Origin of the sequence: Streptomyces sp. NPDC048483 (assembly GCF_040651455.1) — a bacterium.
GTDB lineage: Bacteria > Actinomycetota > Actinomycetes > Streptomycetales > Streptomycetaceae > Streptomyces.
In genome coordinates, this window is record NZ_JBEZJZ010000012.1 from 114801 (window position 1) to 130075 (window position 15275).

Genomic DNA, 15275 nt, shown 5'->3' on the forward strand with positions numbered 1-15275 from the left:
GGCGGACGTGCCGGACGCGACCGTACGCACCACCATCGCCGCGGACTACTTCGAGGGATACTCGGTCGTAGGGCTTATCGCCGTGATCGGCGTGCTCTTCGTGGCCGTGGCCTTCGGGGCCGGGCGATTGCTGCGGCCTGTGGTGCCGACGCCCGAGAAGCTGCTGACGTACGAGTGCGGCGTGGACCCGGTCGGCGAGGGCTGGGCGCACACCCAGGTCCGCTACTACGTCTATGCCTTCCTCTATGTCATCTTCGCCGTCGACTCGATCTTCTTGTTCCCCTGGGCGACGATCTTCGCCGCCCCCGGTTTCGGCGGCGTGACGCTGGTGGAGATGTTCATCTTCCTCGGCTTCCTCGCCGTCGGCCTGCTCTACGCATGGAAGAAGGGCGTCCTGGAATGGACGTGACCCCCGCCTCCAACAGCTCCGCGGCCGCGGCCGAGGGCGCCGCTCCCCAGTACCTGCCGGAGCCCCGGCGCCTGGGCACGCTGGCCCGGCTCGCGCCCGAACCGATGAAGGTGGTCCTCAACTGGGGCCGCCGCTACAGCCTGTGGGTCTTCAACTTCGGCCTCGCCTGCTGCGCCATCGAGTTCATCGCCGCATCCATGGCCCGGCACGACTTCATCCGGCTCGGCGTGATCCCCTTCGCGCCCGGCCCGCGCCAGGCCGACCTGATGGTCGTCTCCGGCACGGTGACGGACAAGATGGCCCCCGCGATCAAGCGGCTCTACGAGCAGATGCCCGAGCCGAAGTACGTCATCTCCTTCGGCGCCTGCTCGAACTGCGGCGGTCCCTACTGGGACTCGTACTCCGTCACCAAGGGCGTCGACCAGATCATTCCGGTGGATGTCTACGTACCGGGCTGCCCGCCGCGGCCCGAAGCGCTGCTGCAGGGCATCCTCAAGCTGCAGGAGAAGATCGCGCGCGAGTCGCTGGGGGAGCGGTACCACCAGGGCGCCGGCGCCCGGCCCTCGGCGGCGGCCCTGCGCAGCGGGCTGGTCACGCCGCCCGCCCCCAAGGCGGAGCAGGGCAAGGCCGCGGGGGAGGAGCCCCGATGAGCGAGCAGAACGAGCAGAGCCAGACGCCCGGGCAGCCGGTTGAGCCGTCCGCTGAGCAGCCCGTTGAGCCCGTTGCCGAGACCGTTGCCGAGCCTGCCGCCGAACCCGCCGCCGAGCCGGTCGTCGGATGGCTGCCGCGGCCCGCGAGCGAGATCTTCGGTACGGGGGCCACGGCGGAGGAGGCGTACGAGCTGCTGACGGTCGACGTCCCGGTGGACGGCTGGCTCGCCGCCCTGACGGCCGCCCGCGACGACCTCGGCTGCACCTATTTCGACTGGCTGAGCGCCGTCGACGAGCCCGGCACCGGTTTCCGGATCTGCGCGCACCTGGCGGAGGTGGCGCACCCCGGGACCGTACGCCGACTGATCGTCCGTACGACCGTGCCGCACGACGCCGCCGTGCTGCCCACCGCCGTGGGCGTGTACGCGGGCGCGGGCTGGCACGAGCGCGAGACCCACGAGATGTTCGGCGTGGACTTCACCGGCCATCCGCATCTTGTGCCGCTGCTGCTGCCCGACAGCTTTGAGGGCCACCCGCTGCGCAAGGACTTCGTGCTGGCGGCGCGGGTCGCCAAGGCGTGGCCGGGCGCGAAGGAGCCGGGGGAGTCCGAGCACGGCGGGCCCAAGCGGCGTCAGATGCTGCCGCCGGGTGTGCCCGACCCGAATGAATGGGGTCCGCTGAAGGGCCAGCTGCCGCCTGCGCCGGCGCGTCCGGCGCGGGGTGCGCGGGCGGCCGGTGGCGCGCGGGCCGCGGGTGCCGCGAGTGCTGCCGCGGGCGAGCGTCCGGTACGGCGTACCCGTACGGCCGGCGCGGGGTCGGCGAGCCAGCAGGCGGAGCCGGCCGCCCAGGCGGCCCCGGAGGCGAAGGTGGCCCCGGAGGCGAAGGAAGCCCCCGAGGCGAAGGAAGCCCCCAAGGCGAAGGTGGCCCCCGCGGCTGCGGTCGAGGAGGCGGCCCCGCGCTCCTCCGACGCGCCGTGGCACCACGCACGCCCGGCCTTCGACGAGCCGGAGAACACGCCGGAGCCGAAGGCCGAGTCCGAGCCCCAGCCGAAACCGGAGCCCAAGGCCCAGGCCGAGCCCGAGCCCCAGCCCGCCCCCAAGGCGGAGCCGGAGCCCGGACCGCAGCCGAAACAGGACGACCCCCAGGACCAGGCAGGACAGGCAGGAGGCGAAACCCCATGAGCGACGCCCTCGACATCGCCCTGCGCCTCCTCGCCGTCTTCGTCATCTTCCTGGTCTTTCCGCTGGTCATCGGGCAGACCGAGCACAAGGTCATGGCCCATATGCAGGGCCGCCTCGGCCCCATGTACGCAGGCGGCTTCCACGGCTGGGCGCAGCTCGTCGCGGACGGCGTCAAGTTCGCGCAGAAGGAGGACATCGTCCCGGCGGGCGCCGACCGGCGGATCTTCCAGCTTGCGCCGGCCGTTGCCCTGCTCCCGTACCTGCTGGTCCTGGTCGCCATACCGATCGGCCCGCACAACGCCGTGGGGCAGAACCTCGACGCGGGCATCTTCTTCGTCCTCGCCGTCATGGGCGTCGGCGTGCTCGGCTCGCTGATGGCGGGCTGGGCGTCGGCCAACAAGTTCTCGCTGCTCGGCGGCCTGCGGACGGCCGCGCAGCTGCTGGCGTACGAGCTGCCGATGCTGCTCGCCGCCGCGTCCGTGGCGATGGCGGCCGGCACGCTCTCGCTGCCCGGCATCCTGGACGCCTTCCACTGGTGGTGGGTGCCGTGGCAGATCGTCGGCGGTGTCGTCTTCTTCACCGCGGGTCTGGCCGAACTCCAGCGCCCGCCCTTCGACATGCCGGTCGCCGACTCGGAGATCATCTTCGGCGCGTACACCGAGTACACCGGACTGCGCTTCGCGCTCTTCCTGCTGGCCGAATACGCGGGCATCGTCGTCCTCTGCGCGCTGACCTCCGTCCTCTTCCTCGGCGGCTGGCACGGCCCGTTCGGCCTCGACGGCCTCGGCTGGCTGTGGACGCTGCTGAAGACCGCGATCCTCGCCTTCGGCGTCATCTGGCTACGGGTCACCTACCCGCGCCTTCGCGAGGACCAGCTGCAAAAGCTCGCCTGGACGGTCCTCATCCCGCTCGCCCTCGCCCAGATCGCCGTCACCGGCGTCGTCAAGGTGGTGATCTCGTAATGGGTATCCCTGGTTCCGGGCTTGCCAAGGGCCTCGCCGTCACCCTACGGACGATGACGAGGAAGTCCGTCACCGCGCAGTACCCGGACGTCCAGCCCGACCTCGCACCGCGCACCCGCGGCGTCATCGGGCTGTTCGAGGAGAACTGCACGGTCTGCATGCTGTGCGCCCGCGAGTGCCCGGACTGGTGCATCTACATCGACTCCCACAAGGAGACGGTGCCGCCCACCGCCCCCGGTGGCCGCGAGCGCAGCCGTAATGTGCTGGACCGCTTCGCGATCGACTTCGCGCTGTGCATGTACTGCGGTATCTGCATCGAGGTCTGCCCCTTCGACGCGCTCTTCTGGTCGCCCGAATTCGAGTACGCCGAGACGGACATCCGCGAGCTGACGCATGAGCGCGACAGGCTCCGCGAATGGATGTGGACGGTGCCCGAGCCGCCCGCGCTCGACCCGGCGGCCGAGGAGCCCAAGGAGATCGCCGCCGCCCGCAAGGCCGCGGACAAGCTCGCCGCCCAGCAGGCAGCCGAAGCCGCGGCAGCAGCCGAAGCCGCGGCAGCAGCCGAAGCCGCGGCAGCAGCCGAAGCCGCGGCAGCGGCCGAAGCCACAGCGCCGACCGAAGCCACAGCCCAGGACCAGGACCGGCCCGACACCTCGGAGGAGGGAACGTGACGCTCGCCGCCGCAAGCCACGGCTTCCTCTCGCCCACCGGCGTCGAGATCGCCTTCCTCCTGGTCGGCCTCGCGACCCTCGGGGCGGCCCTCGTCACGGTCACCACCAGGCAGCTGGTGCACGCCGCCCTCTGGCTGGTCGTGACCCTCGGCGGCGTCGCCGTCGAGTACCTCCTGCTCACCGCCGAGTTCATCGCCTGGGTGCAAGTACTGATCTACGTCGGTTCCGTCGTCGTCCTCCTTCTCTTCGGGCTGATGCTCACGAAGGCGCCCATCGGCCGCTCCCCGGACGCCGATTCCGGCAACCGCTGGGCCGCGCTCGTGGTCGCCGTCGCCTCGGCCGGCGCGCTGGTCTGGGTCGTCGTGGACGCGTTCCGGGCCACCTGGATCACCTTCGACGGCGTCGCCCAGGGCTCCAGCGAGGCCTCCGGGCGCACCCTCTTCCGGTACTGGGTGCTGCCCTTCGAAGCGCTCTCCGTGCTGCTCCTCGCCGCGCTTGTCGGGGCGATCGTGCTGTCCCGCAAGTCCGGTGAGGGCAAGGCCCCGGTGGCGGCCCTCAGGAACAGCGCCTCCCGTGCCCCCGCCCCGCGAGAGGACCAGCGCTGATGCATCTCGCCTATCCGGCCGTCCTCGCCGTCCTCCTTTTCTGCACCGGCCTGTACGGCGTGCTCGCGCGCCGCAACGCCATCCTGGTGCTGATGTCCGTCGAGCTGATGCTCAACGCCGTCAACCTCAACCTCGTCGCCTTCGACGTCTGGCTGCGCGACACCCTGCACGCCGGCCAGGCGCTGACCCTTTTCACCATCGCCATCGCCGCCGCGGAGATCGGCATCGGCCTGGCGATCGTGCTGCTCGTCTACCGCAACCGCGGCAGCTCCGACATCGACCGGCTCCGTGACCTCGCGGAGCGGCCGGACGGTACGGATGCCACGGATCACGGCGCGCAGCCGCAGCCGGACACCAAGGCGGAGGCCACCGCGTGACGCTCACGACCACCGCTGTCCTCGTCCCCCTCCTGCCCTTCCTCGGGGCCGTCGCCGGCCTCCTCCTGGGGCGGCGCGCGCCCGGATTCGTACGCCCCCTGGCCGTGCTGCCGACGCTCGCCGCGGCCGCGCTCGCGGTGTCCGTTGCCGTCGAGCAGGGCGGTGGCCCGGCCACCGACGTCGCCACCGAGCTCACCCCGACCGGATCGGTCCCCATCGACCTGGCCCTGCACATCGACGGCTTCGCCGCGCTGATCGCCGTCCTGGTCGGCGTCGTGGCGACCTGTGTGCAGATCTACTCCACCGGCTATCTGCGCGACGATCCGCGCTACCCCTCCTACGCCGCGCTGGTCTCGCTCTTCACCTCCGCGATGCTGCTCGTCGTCTACACCGGCGACCTGATGGTGCTGCTGGTCGGCTGGGAAGTCATGGGCATCTGCTCGTACTTCCTCGTCGGCCACTACTGGGAGACCAAGGCCGCCCGCGCCGCCTCCCTCAAGGCGTTCCTCGTCACCAAGCTGGGCGATGTCCCCTTCCTCTTCGGCATCTTCGCGCTGGCCGCCGACACCGGAACCTTCCGCATCACCGGCATCCTCGGCCAGGTCACCCGCGGCGGCCTGGACCACCCGACGCTGGTCGCGCTGCTGCTGCTGGCCGGCGTCGCGGGCAAGTCGGCACAGTTCCCGCTGCACACCTGGCTCCCGGACGCGATGGCCGGCCCGACGCCGGTCTCGGCGCTGATCCACGCCGCGACGATGGTGGCCGCCGGTGTCTATGTCGTGGCCCGTCTCCTCCCCGTCTTCGCCGCCTCCGCTGCCGCGCTGGTCGTGCTCGCCGTCATGGCCGCGATCACCATGGTCGGTTCCGGTCTGGCCGCGCTGGCCCAGGACGACATCAAGCGCGTACTGGCCTATTCGACGGTCGGTCAGCTCGGCTACATGATTGGCGCGCTGGCCGTCGGCGACCGCGGCGCCGCCGTCTTCCACCTCCTGACGCACGGTGCGTTCAAGGCCCTGCTCTTCCTCGGCGCGGGCGTGATCATCCACGCCGCCGGCACGAACTCCCTGGCCGCCATGTCCCGGATGAGCGGCCTGGCCCGGCGCATCCCGGATGCCTACTGGACGGTCACCGTGGCGCTGTTGGCGCTCGCCGCGATCCCGCCGTTTGCCGGCTTCTTCTCCAAGGAAGCGGTCCTGGGCGCCGCCGAGCACGCCGCCACCGGTGAGGCGCACGGCATTCCCGGCGCGGTCGGCTGGACCGTACTGATCTCCGGAGTGCTCACCGCCCTCCTCACCGCGGGCTACGCCACCCGCTTGTGGCTGCTGGCCTTCAAGGGCAAGGGCGCCGAGGTGCCCGACCACGGCAGGCAGCCGGTCGTCATGAACGCCATGCTGTGGGTGCTGTTCGTCCCCACCGTCGCGCTCGGCCTGGCCGGCCCCTATCTGCCCGACTGGTTCGACGGCCGCTCGCTCAACCCCACCCTCAACACCTCCGTCCTGGGCACCGGCGTCGCCCTCGTCGGCGGCCTGGTCACCTATGCCGCCTGGCGCCACACCAGTGCCCTCGCCGCCCGCGCCCCCCTCGGCGCGGTCGCCGTGGCGCCCGACGCCGCCCCCGGCCTCGCCGAGGAGCTGGCCATCGAGAGCCACACCCCCGCCTACGGCGGTATCGCCGGCGCCCCGGACCCGGCCGATCCCGGCCGGCTCCTCCTCGGCCCGCTGCACTGCCACGCGGCCGTCGGCTTCCACCTCGACGCCGTCTACTCCACGCTGTTCGTCACGCCCGTACGCGCCGCCGCCACGCTCGTCCGCTTCCTCGACCGCGAGGTCGTCGACACCTACGTCCGCGGTGCGGGCACCGCCCCCCGCTGGCTGGGCGCCGCGGTGCGCCGGGCCCAGACCGGCAATGTGCAGACCTACCTCGGCGCCCTGCTCGCGGGCTCGCTCGTGCTGGCCATTGCCGCCGTCCTCGTCGCTACGGGCACGGGAGCCTGACCGATGCCGTACACCCCCGGGGCACACGCCCCGCACCGCCGGCCGACACTCCTCGCGGCCACGCTCCCCGGAGCGGCCTCGCCCACCGGAGCGGACGAGTTCGCCGGAGCCGGCAAGCTCCCCGGAGCCGATGACACCGCGAGCGGCGCTTCGAGCGTCACCTCGAGCGACACCCTGAGGAGGGCCTGACCCCGTGAACCACACCGCCCTGCAGCTCCTCCTCGCGGCGCTCCTCGTGCTCCCCCTCCTGGGCGCGGCCGCGGCCCTGCTCCCCGCCCCGCCCGGCCTGAGGGGCCGTAACCCCGACCAGGCCGTACTGCGCCACGGGGTGACCGTCACCGGCGTCGTTCTCGCCGCATCCATTGCGCTGGCCGTCGGCTTCGACCACGGCCACCCGGCCCGTATGCAGGCCACCACCGACATCAGCTGGATCCCGGCGCTCGACATCCGCATCCACCTCGGCGTCGACGGCATCTCGCTCCCCCTTGTCGTCCTGACCGCGCTGCTGACCTTCCTCTGCGCCCTTTACAGCTACTTCCACATGCCGAAGGGCCCGTCCCCCAAGGCATTTGTCGCCCTGCTGCTCACCCTCGAGGCCGGCACCCTCGCCGCCTTCGCCGTCCTCGACCTGATGCTGTTCTTCCTCGCCTTCGAGATGGTCCTCATCCCGATGTACTTCCTCATCGCCCGCTGGGGCGGCGCCGGGAAGCAGTCGGCGGCCTGGAAGTTCATCCTCTACACGCTGCTCGGCTCGGTCGTCATGCTGCTCGGCCTCCTCCTCATCGGCCTGAAATCCGGCACGTTCGACATGGTCGCACTCGCCACTGACAACGGGCCGAAAGCCCAGCTCAGCCACACGGTTCAGCTGCTCGCGCTGCTCGCCATCGGCATCGGACTGGCCGTCAAGTCCCCGATGTGGCCGCTGCACAGCTGGCTGCCCGACGCCCACACCGCGGCACCCACCGTCGGCTCCGTACTGCTCGCCGGCGTCCTGCTGAAGATGGGCACCTACGGCTTCGTCCGCATCGCGCTGCCCATCACGCCCGAGGGCATGCACACCTTCGCGCCCTACCTCGCCGCGCTCGCCGCCATCGGCATCATCTACGGATCCCTCGCCTGCCTCGCCCTCGTACGCCAGGGCGCCAAGGGCGACCTCAAGCGGCTGATCGCCTACAGCTCCGTCGGCCACATGGGCTTCGTCCTGCTCGGCATCGCCAGCATGACCCCCACCGGCGTCAACGGCGCGCTGTTCGCCAACATCGCCCACGGCCTGATCACCGGCCTGCTGTTCTTCATGGTCGGCGCCCTCAAGGACCGCACCGGCAGCACCGACCTCGACGCCCTGGCGGGCTCCACCGGCGCCACCCTGTACGGCAGGGCCCCGCGCTTCGGCGGCCTGCTTGCCTTCGGCGCCGTCGCCTCCCTGGGCATTCCGGGACTTGCCGGGTTCTGGGGCGAGATGCTCGCGATGTTCGGCGCCTTCCGGCCCGCCGCGGGCCTGAGCCGCCCCGCCTTCCTGACGTTCATGGTCCTGGCCGGCCTCGGCACCCTGCTGACCGCCGCCTACCTGCTGCTCGTCGTCCGCCGCGTCTGCATGGGCGGCCACCTGGCGGCCCAGGCGGCCCCTCTGGGCGCCGGTGAACCCGCCCCGACGGAAGCGCCCGCGCCCGTCATCCCCGACATCGCGCGCCACGAATACGCGGCCTGGACCCCCCTCGCCGTCCTCACCGTCCTCGCCGGACTGTGGCCCGCGGCCCTCCTCGGCCTCACGAACCCGGCCGTCCAGCAGCTCCTCGGAGGCGGTAAGTGATGAGCTCGGTCACCTCTATGGTCCAGTCCGTCGACTGGCTCGCCATCGCGCCGCCCACCATCGCCGCGGCCGTCGCCCTGGTGGTGCTCGTCGCCGACCTCTTCCTGCCCGCCGCCAGGAAGCCGCTGCTCGGCTGGGTGGCGACCGCGGGGCTCGCCCTGGCGGCGCTCTCCCTCCTGCCCCTGCTGAACGGCGACCGCCGCACCTTCTGCCTCACCGCTCACCCGGACGTGTGCAGCTACGTGGCCGACCCGTTCGCCCTCGTCATCCAGTTCCTGGTGCTGGCCGGGGCGCTGCTGACCGCGCTGCTGTCCATCGACACCATCAAGGACCACGACCTGCCCACCGGCGAGTACTGGTTCCTGCTGCTCTCCTCGGCGGCCGGCGCCGCCCTGCTGCCCGCCTCCCGGGACCTCGCCACCCTGGTCATCGCCCTCGAAGTGGCCTCACTGCCCGCCTTCGCACTGGTCGGACTGCGGCGCGGCGACCGCCTCTCCTCCGAGGCAGCGCTGAAGTTCTTCCTGTCCTCGGTGGCCGCCACCGCCGTGATGCTGCTCGGCGTGAGCTTCCTGTACGCCGCCACCGGGAGCGTGCACCTGTCCCGGGTGGCGCACACCCTCACCGACCTGCCCGACCCCCGGCTCGCCACCCTGGCCAGCGCGGGCGTCGCGCTCACCCTCGTCGGCTTCGCCTTCAAGACCGCGGCCGTCCCGTTCCACTTCTGGGTGCCCGACACCTACGTCGGCGCGCCGCTCCCCATCGCCGCCTACCTCTCCGTGATCGGCAAGGCGGTCGGCTTCTCCGGCCTGATCCTGGTCACCGTCCAGGGCTTCCCCTCGTACGCCGACGTCTGGGGCCCGGCGCTGGCCGTCCTCGCCGCGCTCACCATGACGATCGGCAATGTCGCCGCCCTCCGCCAGGACCCGCACCGCGCGCACAGCGCCGTACGCCTGCTGGCCTGGTCCTCGGTCGGCCAGGCCGGCTACCTCCTGGTCCCCATCGCGGCGGCCGGCTACGCGGACGACCCGGCGCACGCCATCGGCTCCACCGTCGCCTACGCCCTGATGTACGGCGCGGTGAACCTCGGCGCCTTCGCCATCGCTGCCCTGGTGGCCCGCACCCGCCCCGCCAACCGGATCACCGACTACCGGGGCCTGTACGCCCGGCGCCCCCTGGCGGCGCTCGCCCTCGGCTTCTTCCTGCTCTGCCTGGCGGGGCTGCCGCCGGGCATCATCGGCCTCTTCGCCAAGGTGACGGTGTTCTCGGCGGCCGTCGACGCGGGCCTGGCCTGGCTGGCCGTGGTCATGGCGGTGAACGTCGTGATCGCGCTCTACTACTACCTCCAGTGGACCGCGGTCCTCTTCCGGGGCGCCGAGGCCACCGAGCAGGGCGCCGAGGCCACCGAGGGCAGTTCGGCACACGAGGCCCGCCCGGCCGCCCTGACCACCGCCATCGCCCTCGCCACGGTCCTCGGCGTCGCCCTCTCCGGCGCCCCGCAGCTCGTCCTGCGCTTCGCCTCCGGGGCGCTCCTCTAGCCTGCGTACGGCCGGGCGCCGGCCGTACGGGGCAACCCGGCGGCCGCCGTCGCGGGCGCGCCAGGGAACCACCCCTCCCCATCTCGCGTTGACCAGTGAGTAAGGGTCCACTGGAGAGTGGAGAAAAGCAGCACAGGGTTCCCCTGCCGCACCGCTTGGAGGGCGTACCGTGCACCGCCGGCACAACGGGCTCAGGACCGCCGTACTCCTCGGGGGACTGTCCGCAGTCATCATCGTCATCGGCGGCCTCTTCGGCCGTACGGGCCTGATCCTCGCCGTCCTCGTCGCCCTGGGCACCAACGCCTACGCGTACTGGAACAGCGACAAACTGGCACTGCGGGCCATGCGCGCCCGCCCGGTCAGCGAATTCCAGGCCCCCGAGCTCTACCGCATGGTCCGCGAGCTCTCCACGGCCGCCCGTCGGCCCATGCCGCGCCTGTACATCTCCCCGACCCAGGCCCCCAACGCCTTCGCCACCGGCCGCAACCCTCGCAACGCCGCGGTCTGCTGTACGGACGGCATCCTCCAGCTCCTCGACGAACGCGAACTGCGCGGCGTCATCGGCCACGAGCTGAGCCATGTCTACAACCGCGACATCCTCATCTCCTCGGTGGCCGGAGCGCTCGCCTCCGTGGTCATGTTCCTCGTCAACTTCGCCTGGCTGATCCCCATAGGCAGAAGCGACGACGACGAGGGCCCCGGCCTCCTGGGCATGCTCCTGATCATGATCCTCGGCCCGGTGGCGGCCTCCCTCATCCAGCTCGCCGTCAGCCGTTCCCGCGAGTACCAGGCGGACGCCTCGGGTGCCCAGCTCACCGGCGACCCGCTGGCCCTCGCCTCGGCACTGCGTAAGCTGGAACTGGGCACCCAGCAGCTGCCACTGCCGCCCGAACCGCGGATCGAGACGGCGAGCCACATGATGATCGCCAACCCGTTCCGGGCGGGCGAGGGCATGTCCAAGCTCTTCTCCACGCACCCCCCGATGCGCGAACGCATCGCCCGCCTCGAGGAGATGGCAGGTCACCGCCCCTGACGGATGCCGTTTCCGCGCAACGTCCGGGCCCACTCCGCGCGTCCAACAGAGCAGCCCAGGCGCACACCCAGTACCTGGAACACGGCCGGCCCCCGGCCGGTTAGGTTCCTTCCGATTGCGGTCGGTTGCCGCAACGGTTCACGGTGGAAGAGGCGTCTAGCAGGGCAGAACGAATCTCCGATGCGCCCGTGGAAGGCTGCCGATCATGAAGTTCATCCTTAACATTCTCTGGCTGGTCCTTAGCGGCTTCTGGCTAGCGCTGGGCTACGTCCTCGCGGGCATCGTTTGCTGCGTATTGATCGTTACCATCCCATTTGGCGTTGCCAGTTTTCGTATCGCGGGCTACGCCCTGTGGCCCTTCGGCCGTACCACCGTCGAGCGTCGCGACGCCGGCGCTGGCTCGGTGGTCGGCAACGTCATCTGGATCGTCTTCGCGGGCTGGTGGCTGGCGCTGGGGCATATCGTCACCGGTCTCGTGCTGTGCGTGACGATCATCGGTATCCCGTTCGGCATCGCGAACTTCAAGATGATCCCGATCTCCCTCATGCCCCTTGGCCGGGAGATCGTCCCCACCGACCAGCCGTTCGCGACCCGATAAGCACAAAGGGCGGGTGCTCCGAGCACCCGCCCTTATCGGCAAACCCTCTGGTCAGACCGAGAGCCGGAACCGAATCGGCTTAGGCGCCCGATCCTGCCCCTCAGTGAACGATCCCCTTCGGCGTCGCGTCCTTCCGCATCGCGGGCTACGCCCTGTGGCCCTTCGGCCGCACCACGGTCGAACGCCGCGACGCCGGCGCCGGCTCGGCGATCGCCAACGTCATCTGGATCGTCTTCGCGGGCTGGTGGCTGGCCCTGGGCCACATCGTCACCGGCATCGCCCTGTGTGTGACGATCATCGGGATCCCGTTCGGCATCGCCAACTTCAAGATGATCCCGATCTCCCTGCTGCCCCTGGGCCGCGAGATCGTCCCCACCGACCAGCCGTTCGCCACCCGATGACGGCCCCCGCCGCCATCACGCCCGTACGAGCCCCCGAGGCGTCACGAACCGCTTGAACCCCAGCGGCTCCACGCCCTCCAGGCTTGCGAGGAAGCCCATCACCGCCCCGCCGTCCTGCAGCTTGGACCCGACCTGGCGCTGGTGGGCCTCCGCGCTGGTCCACTCGCTGTAGTTGACGACCTGCCGCCCGTCCTCGCTGATATGGAAGTGCGAGCCGAAGGCGCCCTCGCCGTCCTGACGGCCGCCGAACATGTCCATCAGCCCGTCGACGAGCCGCCGGGCCGCCTCGTGCCCCGTCGTCCGGAAGGCGACCCGTACGACGCAGCCGGGCGTCCCCGGCACGCCCTCGGCCGGCAGACTGCGGTACAGCCGGAAGCGGCCGGGCCCTGTATTGCCGACGTCCCCGACGCCCGCCAGGACGGCCGCGATCCGCTCACGCAGCCCGGTGTCCTCAGTCCGTACGAACTCCCGGTGCGCCGTATCGCTCGTCCACTGCGCATAGTTGAGCACGCTCGTGCCGTCCGTCCCGGTGAACAGCACCCGAGAGAGAAAGCCCGCCGGCAGCGGTGTCTCCGCCCAGGCGCGGGCCACACCGTCCACGACGGCCCGCCGGCCCTCGGGGCTGCCCGCGTCCCACTCACTGATCAGTACGGCCCCGGCATCCGGCCGCCGGACCTGCGGAAAGACGTCCGTAAGGAATGCGCTGTGCGTGCTCGGGTGCGTGCTCTGCTGTGAAGTCATGCCAGGACCTTGCAACCTCAACCAAGATCGAGGTCAAGCGCCACCGTGGAGCCGTCCCGCCAAACACCGGTGGGGCGGCACACCGAAGCGCACCGCCCCATCCACGGGCACCCGGAAACCGGATGATCCCTACCGGTAGTTCACGAACTGAATGGCGAAGTCCAGGTCCTTCCCCTTCAGCAGCTGCTGCACCGCCTGCAGGTCGTCCCGGCTCTTCGAGCTGACCCGCAGTTCGTCGCCCTGCACCTGCGCCTTGACGCCCTTCGGGCCCTCATCGCGGATGATCTTGGCGACCTTCTTGGCGTTGTCCTGCGAGATCCCCTCCTCGATGGAGGCGGAGATCCTGTACTCCTTGCCCGAGGCCTGCGGCTCGCCGGCGTCCAGCGCCTTCAGCGAGATCCCGCGCTTGACCAGCTTGGACTGGAAGATGTCGAGTACGGCCTTCACACGCTCCTCGGCGTTGGCCCGCATCTCGATCTTCTCGCCCGACCATGCGATCGAGGCGTCCACGCCCTTGAAGTCGTAGCGCTGCGAGATCTCCTTGGCGGCCTGGTTGAGGGCGTTGTCGACCTCCTGCCGCTCGACCTTCGAGACGATGTCGAAACTGGAGTCGGCCATGTTGAGTTGGCTCCTCATGCGTAGATCCGTCAGGGGTGCGGACCGTCCCCGGACCGCCTGCCAAGCCTAGCCACCCGGCCAAGATCCAGCGCTCCGGAATCGAGTGGCGGACCACCCCCCACCATCAGGTATGGTTTACGTCGTTGCCACAGAGCGCCGCCCCACAGCGGATCTCCAGGCAGCAAACCCTGGCGGTGTGCCCGAGCGGCCAAAGGGAGCAGACTGTAAATCTGCCGGTTTTACCTTCCCAGGTTCGAATCCTGGCGCCGCCACAGGAAAGCAAGAGGCCCCTGGCCTGCGATTATCGCAGGCCAGGGGCCTCTTGTCGTGCACCTTCGGCGCGGGAGGGCCGCCTCGCTCTTTCCTGCTCTTTCTCGCTCCCTCGCGGCCCGTCTCGAAGTGTGGGGACGGGGCGTGGACGGCTTCTGAGGCGCCCGGCCGGGGCCTCTCGCCGCAGTTGGGCCGCGATCTAGGCGTTGGCCGCCTCGGCGCCGTCATTGAGGCACGTACGTCCCGCGACGCGCTGCAGGTCGCAGTCCTCCATTCGGAGGCCGACGACGGCGCGGCCGGCCGAGGTCGGAGTGGCATGCCGGACGTCATTCGACTCAACGCCGTGATGCCCTGGCGGCCCAGGATTCCGCTTTCATTAGGCGCCCCTTTCCGGCATTTCCGGTTCAGCTGCTGCTGGAGCTGCCGCGGGGCGATTCACGGAGGAGTCACGGAAGGCGCGGGCGTTCGCGTCCGTAGCGGTGCTTGTACTGATGTCCGACGGGGCCCTATCGGTCACCTCAGGCACTGCGTATGCCGGGAACGCACACCTGTACACGACCGATTCTCCGCCCGGCGGCGGGGCGTCCTTCTTCGCCAACGGCGACGATTTCAGCGTGTGTGACTTCAAGACGGACGGAAAGGGTGTGCGTTCCTTCGTGAATTATCTGGACAATGCAAGCGGTAAGCGCATAGTCATTTGTGGTTCACCGCGGGCGAGGGGGAGTGCGGGAACGTGCTGACGGGCGCAAAAGAAATTCACTCCTGCGGCATCGAAACCCTGATAACGAGTCCGCCGCCTTCGCGTGGCTCGGCGGTGATGGTGCCGTCGTGTGCGCGCACCACGGACTTCACGATGGACAGGCCGAGGCCGACGCCCTTGTCGCTGCCGGTGCGCTCGGTGCGCAGCCGCCGGAACGGCTCGAAGAGGTTCTCGATCTCGTAGGCCGGGACCACGGGGCCGGTGTTGGCGACCACCAGGACGGCGCAGCCCGGCTGCGGCTCGGTGGTGACCTCGACCCAGCCCTCCTCGGGGATGTTGTAGCGCACCGCGTTCTGCACGAGATTGAGCGCAATCCGCTCCAGGAGTACGCCGTTGCCCAGGGCGAAGACCTGCTGGCGGACCCCGCGGAACCCCACGCCCTTGGTCTGCGCCTCCTCGCGGGTCTGGTCGACGGCCTGCGAGGCGACCTCGGACAGATCGACGGGCTTCTTGTCGACGACCTTGTTCTCGCTGCGGGCGAGCAGCAGCAGGCCCTCCACCAGCTGCTCGCTGCGCTCGTTCGTGGCCAGCAGCGTCTTGCCGAGCTGCGCGAGCTCGGGGGACACATCCGGGTCGGCGAGCTGGACCTCCAGCAGCGTGCGGTTGATCGCCAGCGGGGTACGCAGCTCGTGCGAGGCATTGGAGACAAAGCGACGCTGC

16 protein-coding genes, 1 tRNA gene and 1 pseudogene are annotated in these 15275 nt (G+C 70.5%); 15 read left to right on the forward strand and 3 right to left on the reverse strand.

Annotated elements, in window-relative coordinates:
• Positions 1-7 precede the first annotated feature (7 nt).
• The 14 genes and pseudogenes from AB0D04_RS09435 to AB0D04_RS09500 form a co-directional block, all read left to right on the forward strand.
• A complete protein-coding gene (locus AB0D04_RS09435) occupies positions 8-409 on the forward strand; it encodes an NADH-quinone oxidoreductase subunit A (protein ID WP_362701117.1) in 402 nt (133 codons plus the stop codon).
• Entirely contained in the window at positions 400-1059 is a 660-nt protein-coding gene (locus tag AB0D04_RS09440) for an NADH-quinone oxidoreductase subunit B family protein (RefSeq protein WP_362701120.1), read from the forward strand. Before AB0D04_RS09435 ends, AB0D04_RS09440 begins: the two co-directional genes overlap by 10 nt.
• Positions 1056-2240, forward strand: coding sequence for an NADH-quinone oxidoreductase subunit C (locus AB0D04_RS09445; RefSeq protein WP_362701122.1), 1185 nt, complete (start codon positions 1056-1058; stop codon positions 2238-2240). The genes AB0D04_RS09440 and AB0D04_RS09445 overlap by 4 nt, the downstream gene beginning before the upstream one ends.
• Positions 2237-3202: a complex I subunit 1 family protein gene (locus AB0D04_RS09450; protein ID WP_362701125.1), complete on the forward strand. Its 966-nt coding sequence runs from the start codon at positions 2237-2239 to the stop codon at positions 3200-3202. The genes AB0D04_RS09445 and AB0D04_RS09450 overlap by 4 nt, the downstream gene beginning before the upstream one ends.
• Positions 3202-3873: an NADH-quinone oxidoreductase subunit I gene (locus AB0D04_RS09455; RefSeq protein WP_362701127.1), complete on the forward strand. Its 672-nt coding sequence runs from the start codon at positions 3202-3204 to the stop codon at positions 3871-3873. The genes AB0D04_RS09450 and AB0D04_RS09455 overlap by 1 nt, the downstream gene beginning before the upstream one ends.
• Positions 3870-4478 (forward strand): NADH-quinone oxidoreductase subunit J, encoded by a 609-nt coding sequence (locus AB0D04_RS09460; protein ID WP_362701129.1) that lies wholly within the window; start codon positions 3870-3872, stop codon positions 4476-4478. Before AB0D04_RS09455 ends, AB0D04_RS09460 begins: the two co-directional genes overlap by 4 nt.
• On the forward strand, positions 4478-4855 hold the full coding sequence (nuoK, locus tag AB0D04_RS09465; RefSeq protein WP_362701132.1) for an NADH-quinone oxidoreductase subunit NuoK: 378 nt from the start codon (positions 4478-4480) through the stop codon (positions 4853-4855). The genes AB0D04_RS09460 and nuoK overlap by 1 nt, the downstream gene beginning before the upstream one ends.
• Positions 4852-6849, forward strand: coding sequence for an NADH-quinone oxidoreductase subunit L (locus tag AB0D04_RS09470; protein WP_362701135.1), 1998 nt, complete (start codon positions 4852-4854; stop codon positions 6847-6849). The genes nuoK and AB0D04_RS09470 overlap by 4 nt, the downstream gene beginning before the upstream one ends.
• A 3-nt stretch (positions 6850-6852) precedes the next feature.
• Positions 6853-7038 carry a hypothetical protein gene (locus tag AB0D04_RS09475; protein WP_362701137.1) on the forward strand — a complete coding sequence of 62 codons (186 nt, stop codon included), beginning with the start codon at positions 6853-6855 and terminating at the stop codon, positions 7036-7038.
• 19 nt (positions 7039-7057) lie between these two features.
• Positions 7058-8659: an NADH-quinone oxidoreductase subunit M gene (locus AB0D04_RS09480; protein ID WP_362701179.1), complete on the forward strand. Its 1602-nt coding sequence runs from the start codon at positions 7058-7060 to the stop codon at positions 8657-8659.
• A complete protein-coding gene (locus AB0D04_RS09485; protein WP_362701139.1) occupies positions 8659-10194 on the forward strand; it encodes an NADH-quinone oxidoreductase subunit N in 1536 nt (511 codons plus the stop codon). Before AB0D04_RS09480 ends, AB0D04_RS09485 begins: the two co-directional genes overlap by 1 nt.
• A 169-nt stretch (positions 10195-10363) precedes the next feature.
• Positions 10364-11227: a zinc metalloprotease HtpX gene (gene htpX, locus AB0D04_RS09490; protein ID WP_362701142.1), complete on the forward strand. Its 864-nt coding sequence runs from the start codon at positions 10364-10366 to the stop codon at positions 11225-11227.
• Between the two features lie 205 nt (positions 11228-11432).
• A complete protein-coding gene (locus AB0D04_RS09495; protein ID WP_362701145.1) occupies positions 11433-11825 on the forward strand; it encodes a YccF domain-containing protein in 393 nt (130 codons plus the stop codon).
• 107 nt (positions 11826-11932) lie between these two features.
• Positions 11933-12226 (forward strand): annotated as a pseudogene (locus tag AB0D04_RS09500) (YccF domain-containing protein); the annotation flags it as partial.
• Between the two features lie 15 nt (positions 12227-12241).
• Here the strand turns inward: AB0D04_RS09500 and AB0D04_RS09505 are convergent.
• Together AB0D04_RS09505 and AB0D04_RS09510 are read right to left on the reverse strand one after the other, a co-directional pair.
• A complete protein-coding gene (locus tag AB0D04_RS09505) occupies positions 12242-12967 on the reverse strand; it encodes an antibiotic biosynthesis monooxygenase (RefSeq protein ID WP_362701148.1) in 726 nt (241 codons plus the stop codon).
• Between the two features lie 129 nt (positions 12968-13096).
• Positions 13097-13585 carry a YajQ family cyclic di-GMP-binding protein gene (locus AB0D04_RS09510; RefSeq protein WP_362701149.1) on the reverse strand — a complete coding sequence of 163 codons (489 nt, stop codon included), beginning with the start codon at positions 13583-13585 and terminating at the stop codon, positions 13097-13099.
• 190 nt (positions 13586-13775) lie between these two features.
• On the opposite strand from AB0D04_RS09510, the gene AB0D04_RS09515 reads away from it, so the two are divergent.
• Positions 13776-13857: transfer RNA gene (locus tag AB0D04_RS09515), tRNA-Tyr, on the forward strand.
• 754 nt (positions 13858-14611) lie between these two features.
• Here AB0D04_RS09515 and AB0D04_RS09520 read toward each other — a convergent pair.
• On the reverse strand, positions 14612-15275 hold a 664-nt coding region (locus tag AB0D04_RS09520; protein WP_362701152.1), incomplete at its 5' end, for a HAMP domain-containing sensor histidine kinase.

Bases quoted from the DNA above. Each gene is read 5' to 3' on its own strand.
- AB0D04_RS09440 (WP_362701120.1), top strand. From the start codon at position 400: ATGGACGTGACCCCCGCCTCCAACAGCTCCGCGGCCGCGGCCGAGGGC.
- AB0D04_RS09445 (WP_362701122.1), top strand. From the start codon at position 1,056: ATGAGCGAGCAGAACGAGCAGAGCCAGACGCCCGGGCAGCCGGTTGAG.
- AB0D04_RS09450 (WP_362701125.1), top strand. From the start codon at position 2,237: ATGAGCGACGCCCTCGACATCGCCCTGCGCCTCCTCGCCGTCTTCGTC.
- AB0D04_RS09455 (WP_362701127.1), top strand. From the start codon at position 3,202: ATGGGTATCCCTGGTTCCGGGCTTGCCAAGGGCCTCGCCGTCACCCTA.
- nuoK (WP_362701132.1), top strand. From the start codon at position 4,478: ATGCATCTCGCCTATCCGGCCGTCCTCGCCGTCCTCCTTTTCTGCACC.
- AB0D04_RS09475 (WP_362701137.1), top strand. From the start codon at position 6,853: ATGCCGTACACCCCCGGGGCACACGCCCCGCACCGCCGGCCGACACTC.
- AB0D04_RS09485 (WP_362701139.1), top strand. From the start codon at position 8,659: ATGAGCTCGGTCACCTCTATGGTCCAGTCCGTCGACTGGCTCGCCATC.
- AB0D04_RS09495 (WP_362701145.1), top strand. From the start codon at position 11,433: ATGAAGTTCATCCTTAACATTCTCTGGCTGGTCCTTAGCGGCTTCTGG.
- AB0D04_RS09505 (WP_362701148.1), bottom strand. From the start codon at position 12,967: ATGACTTCACAGCAGAGCACGCACCCGAGCACGCACAGCGCATTCCTT.
- AB0D04_RS09510 (WP_362701149.1), bottom strand. From the start codon at position 13,585: ATGGCCGACTCCAGTTTCGACATCGTCTCGAAGGTCGAGCGGCAGGAG.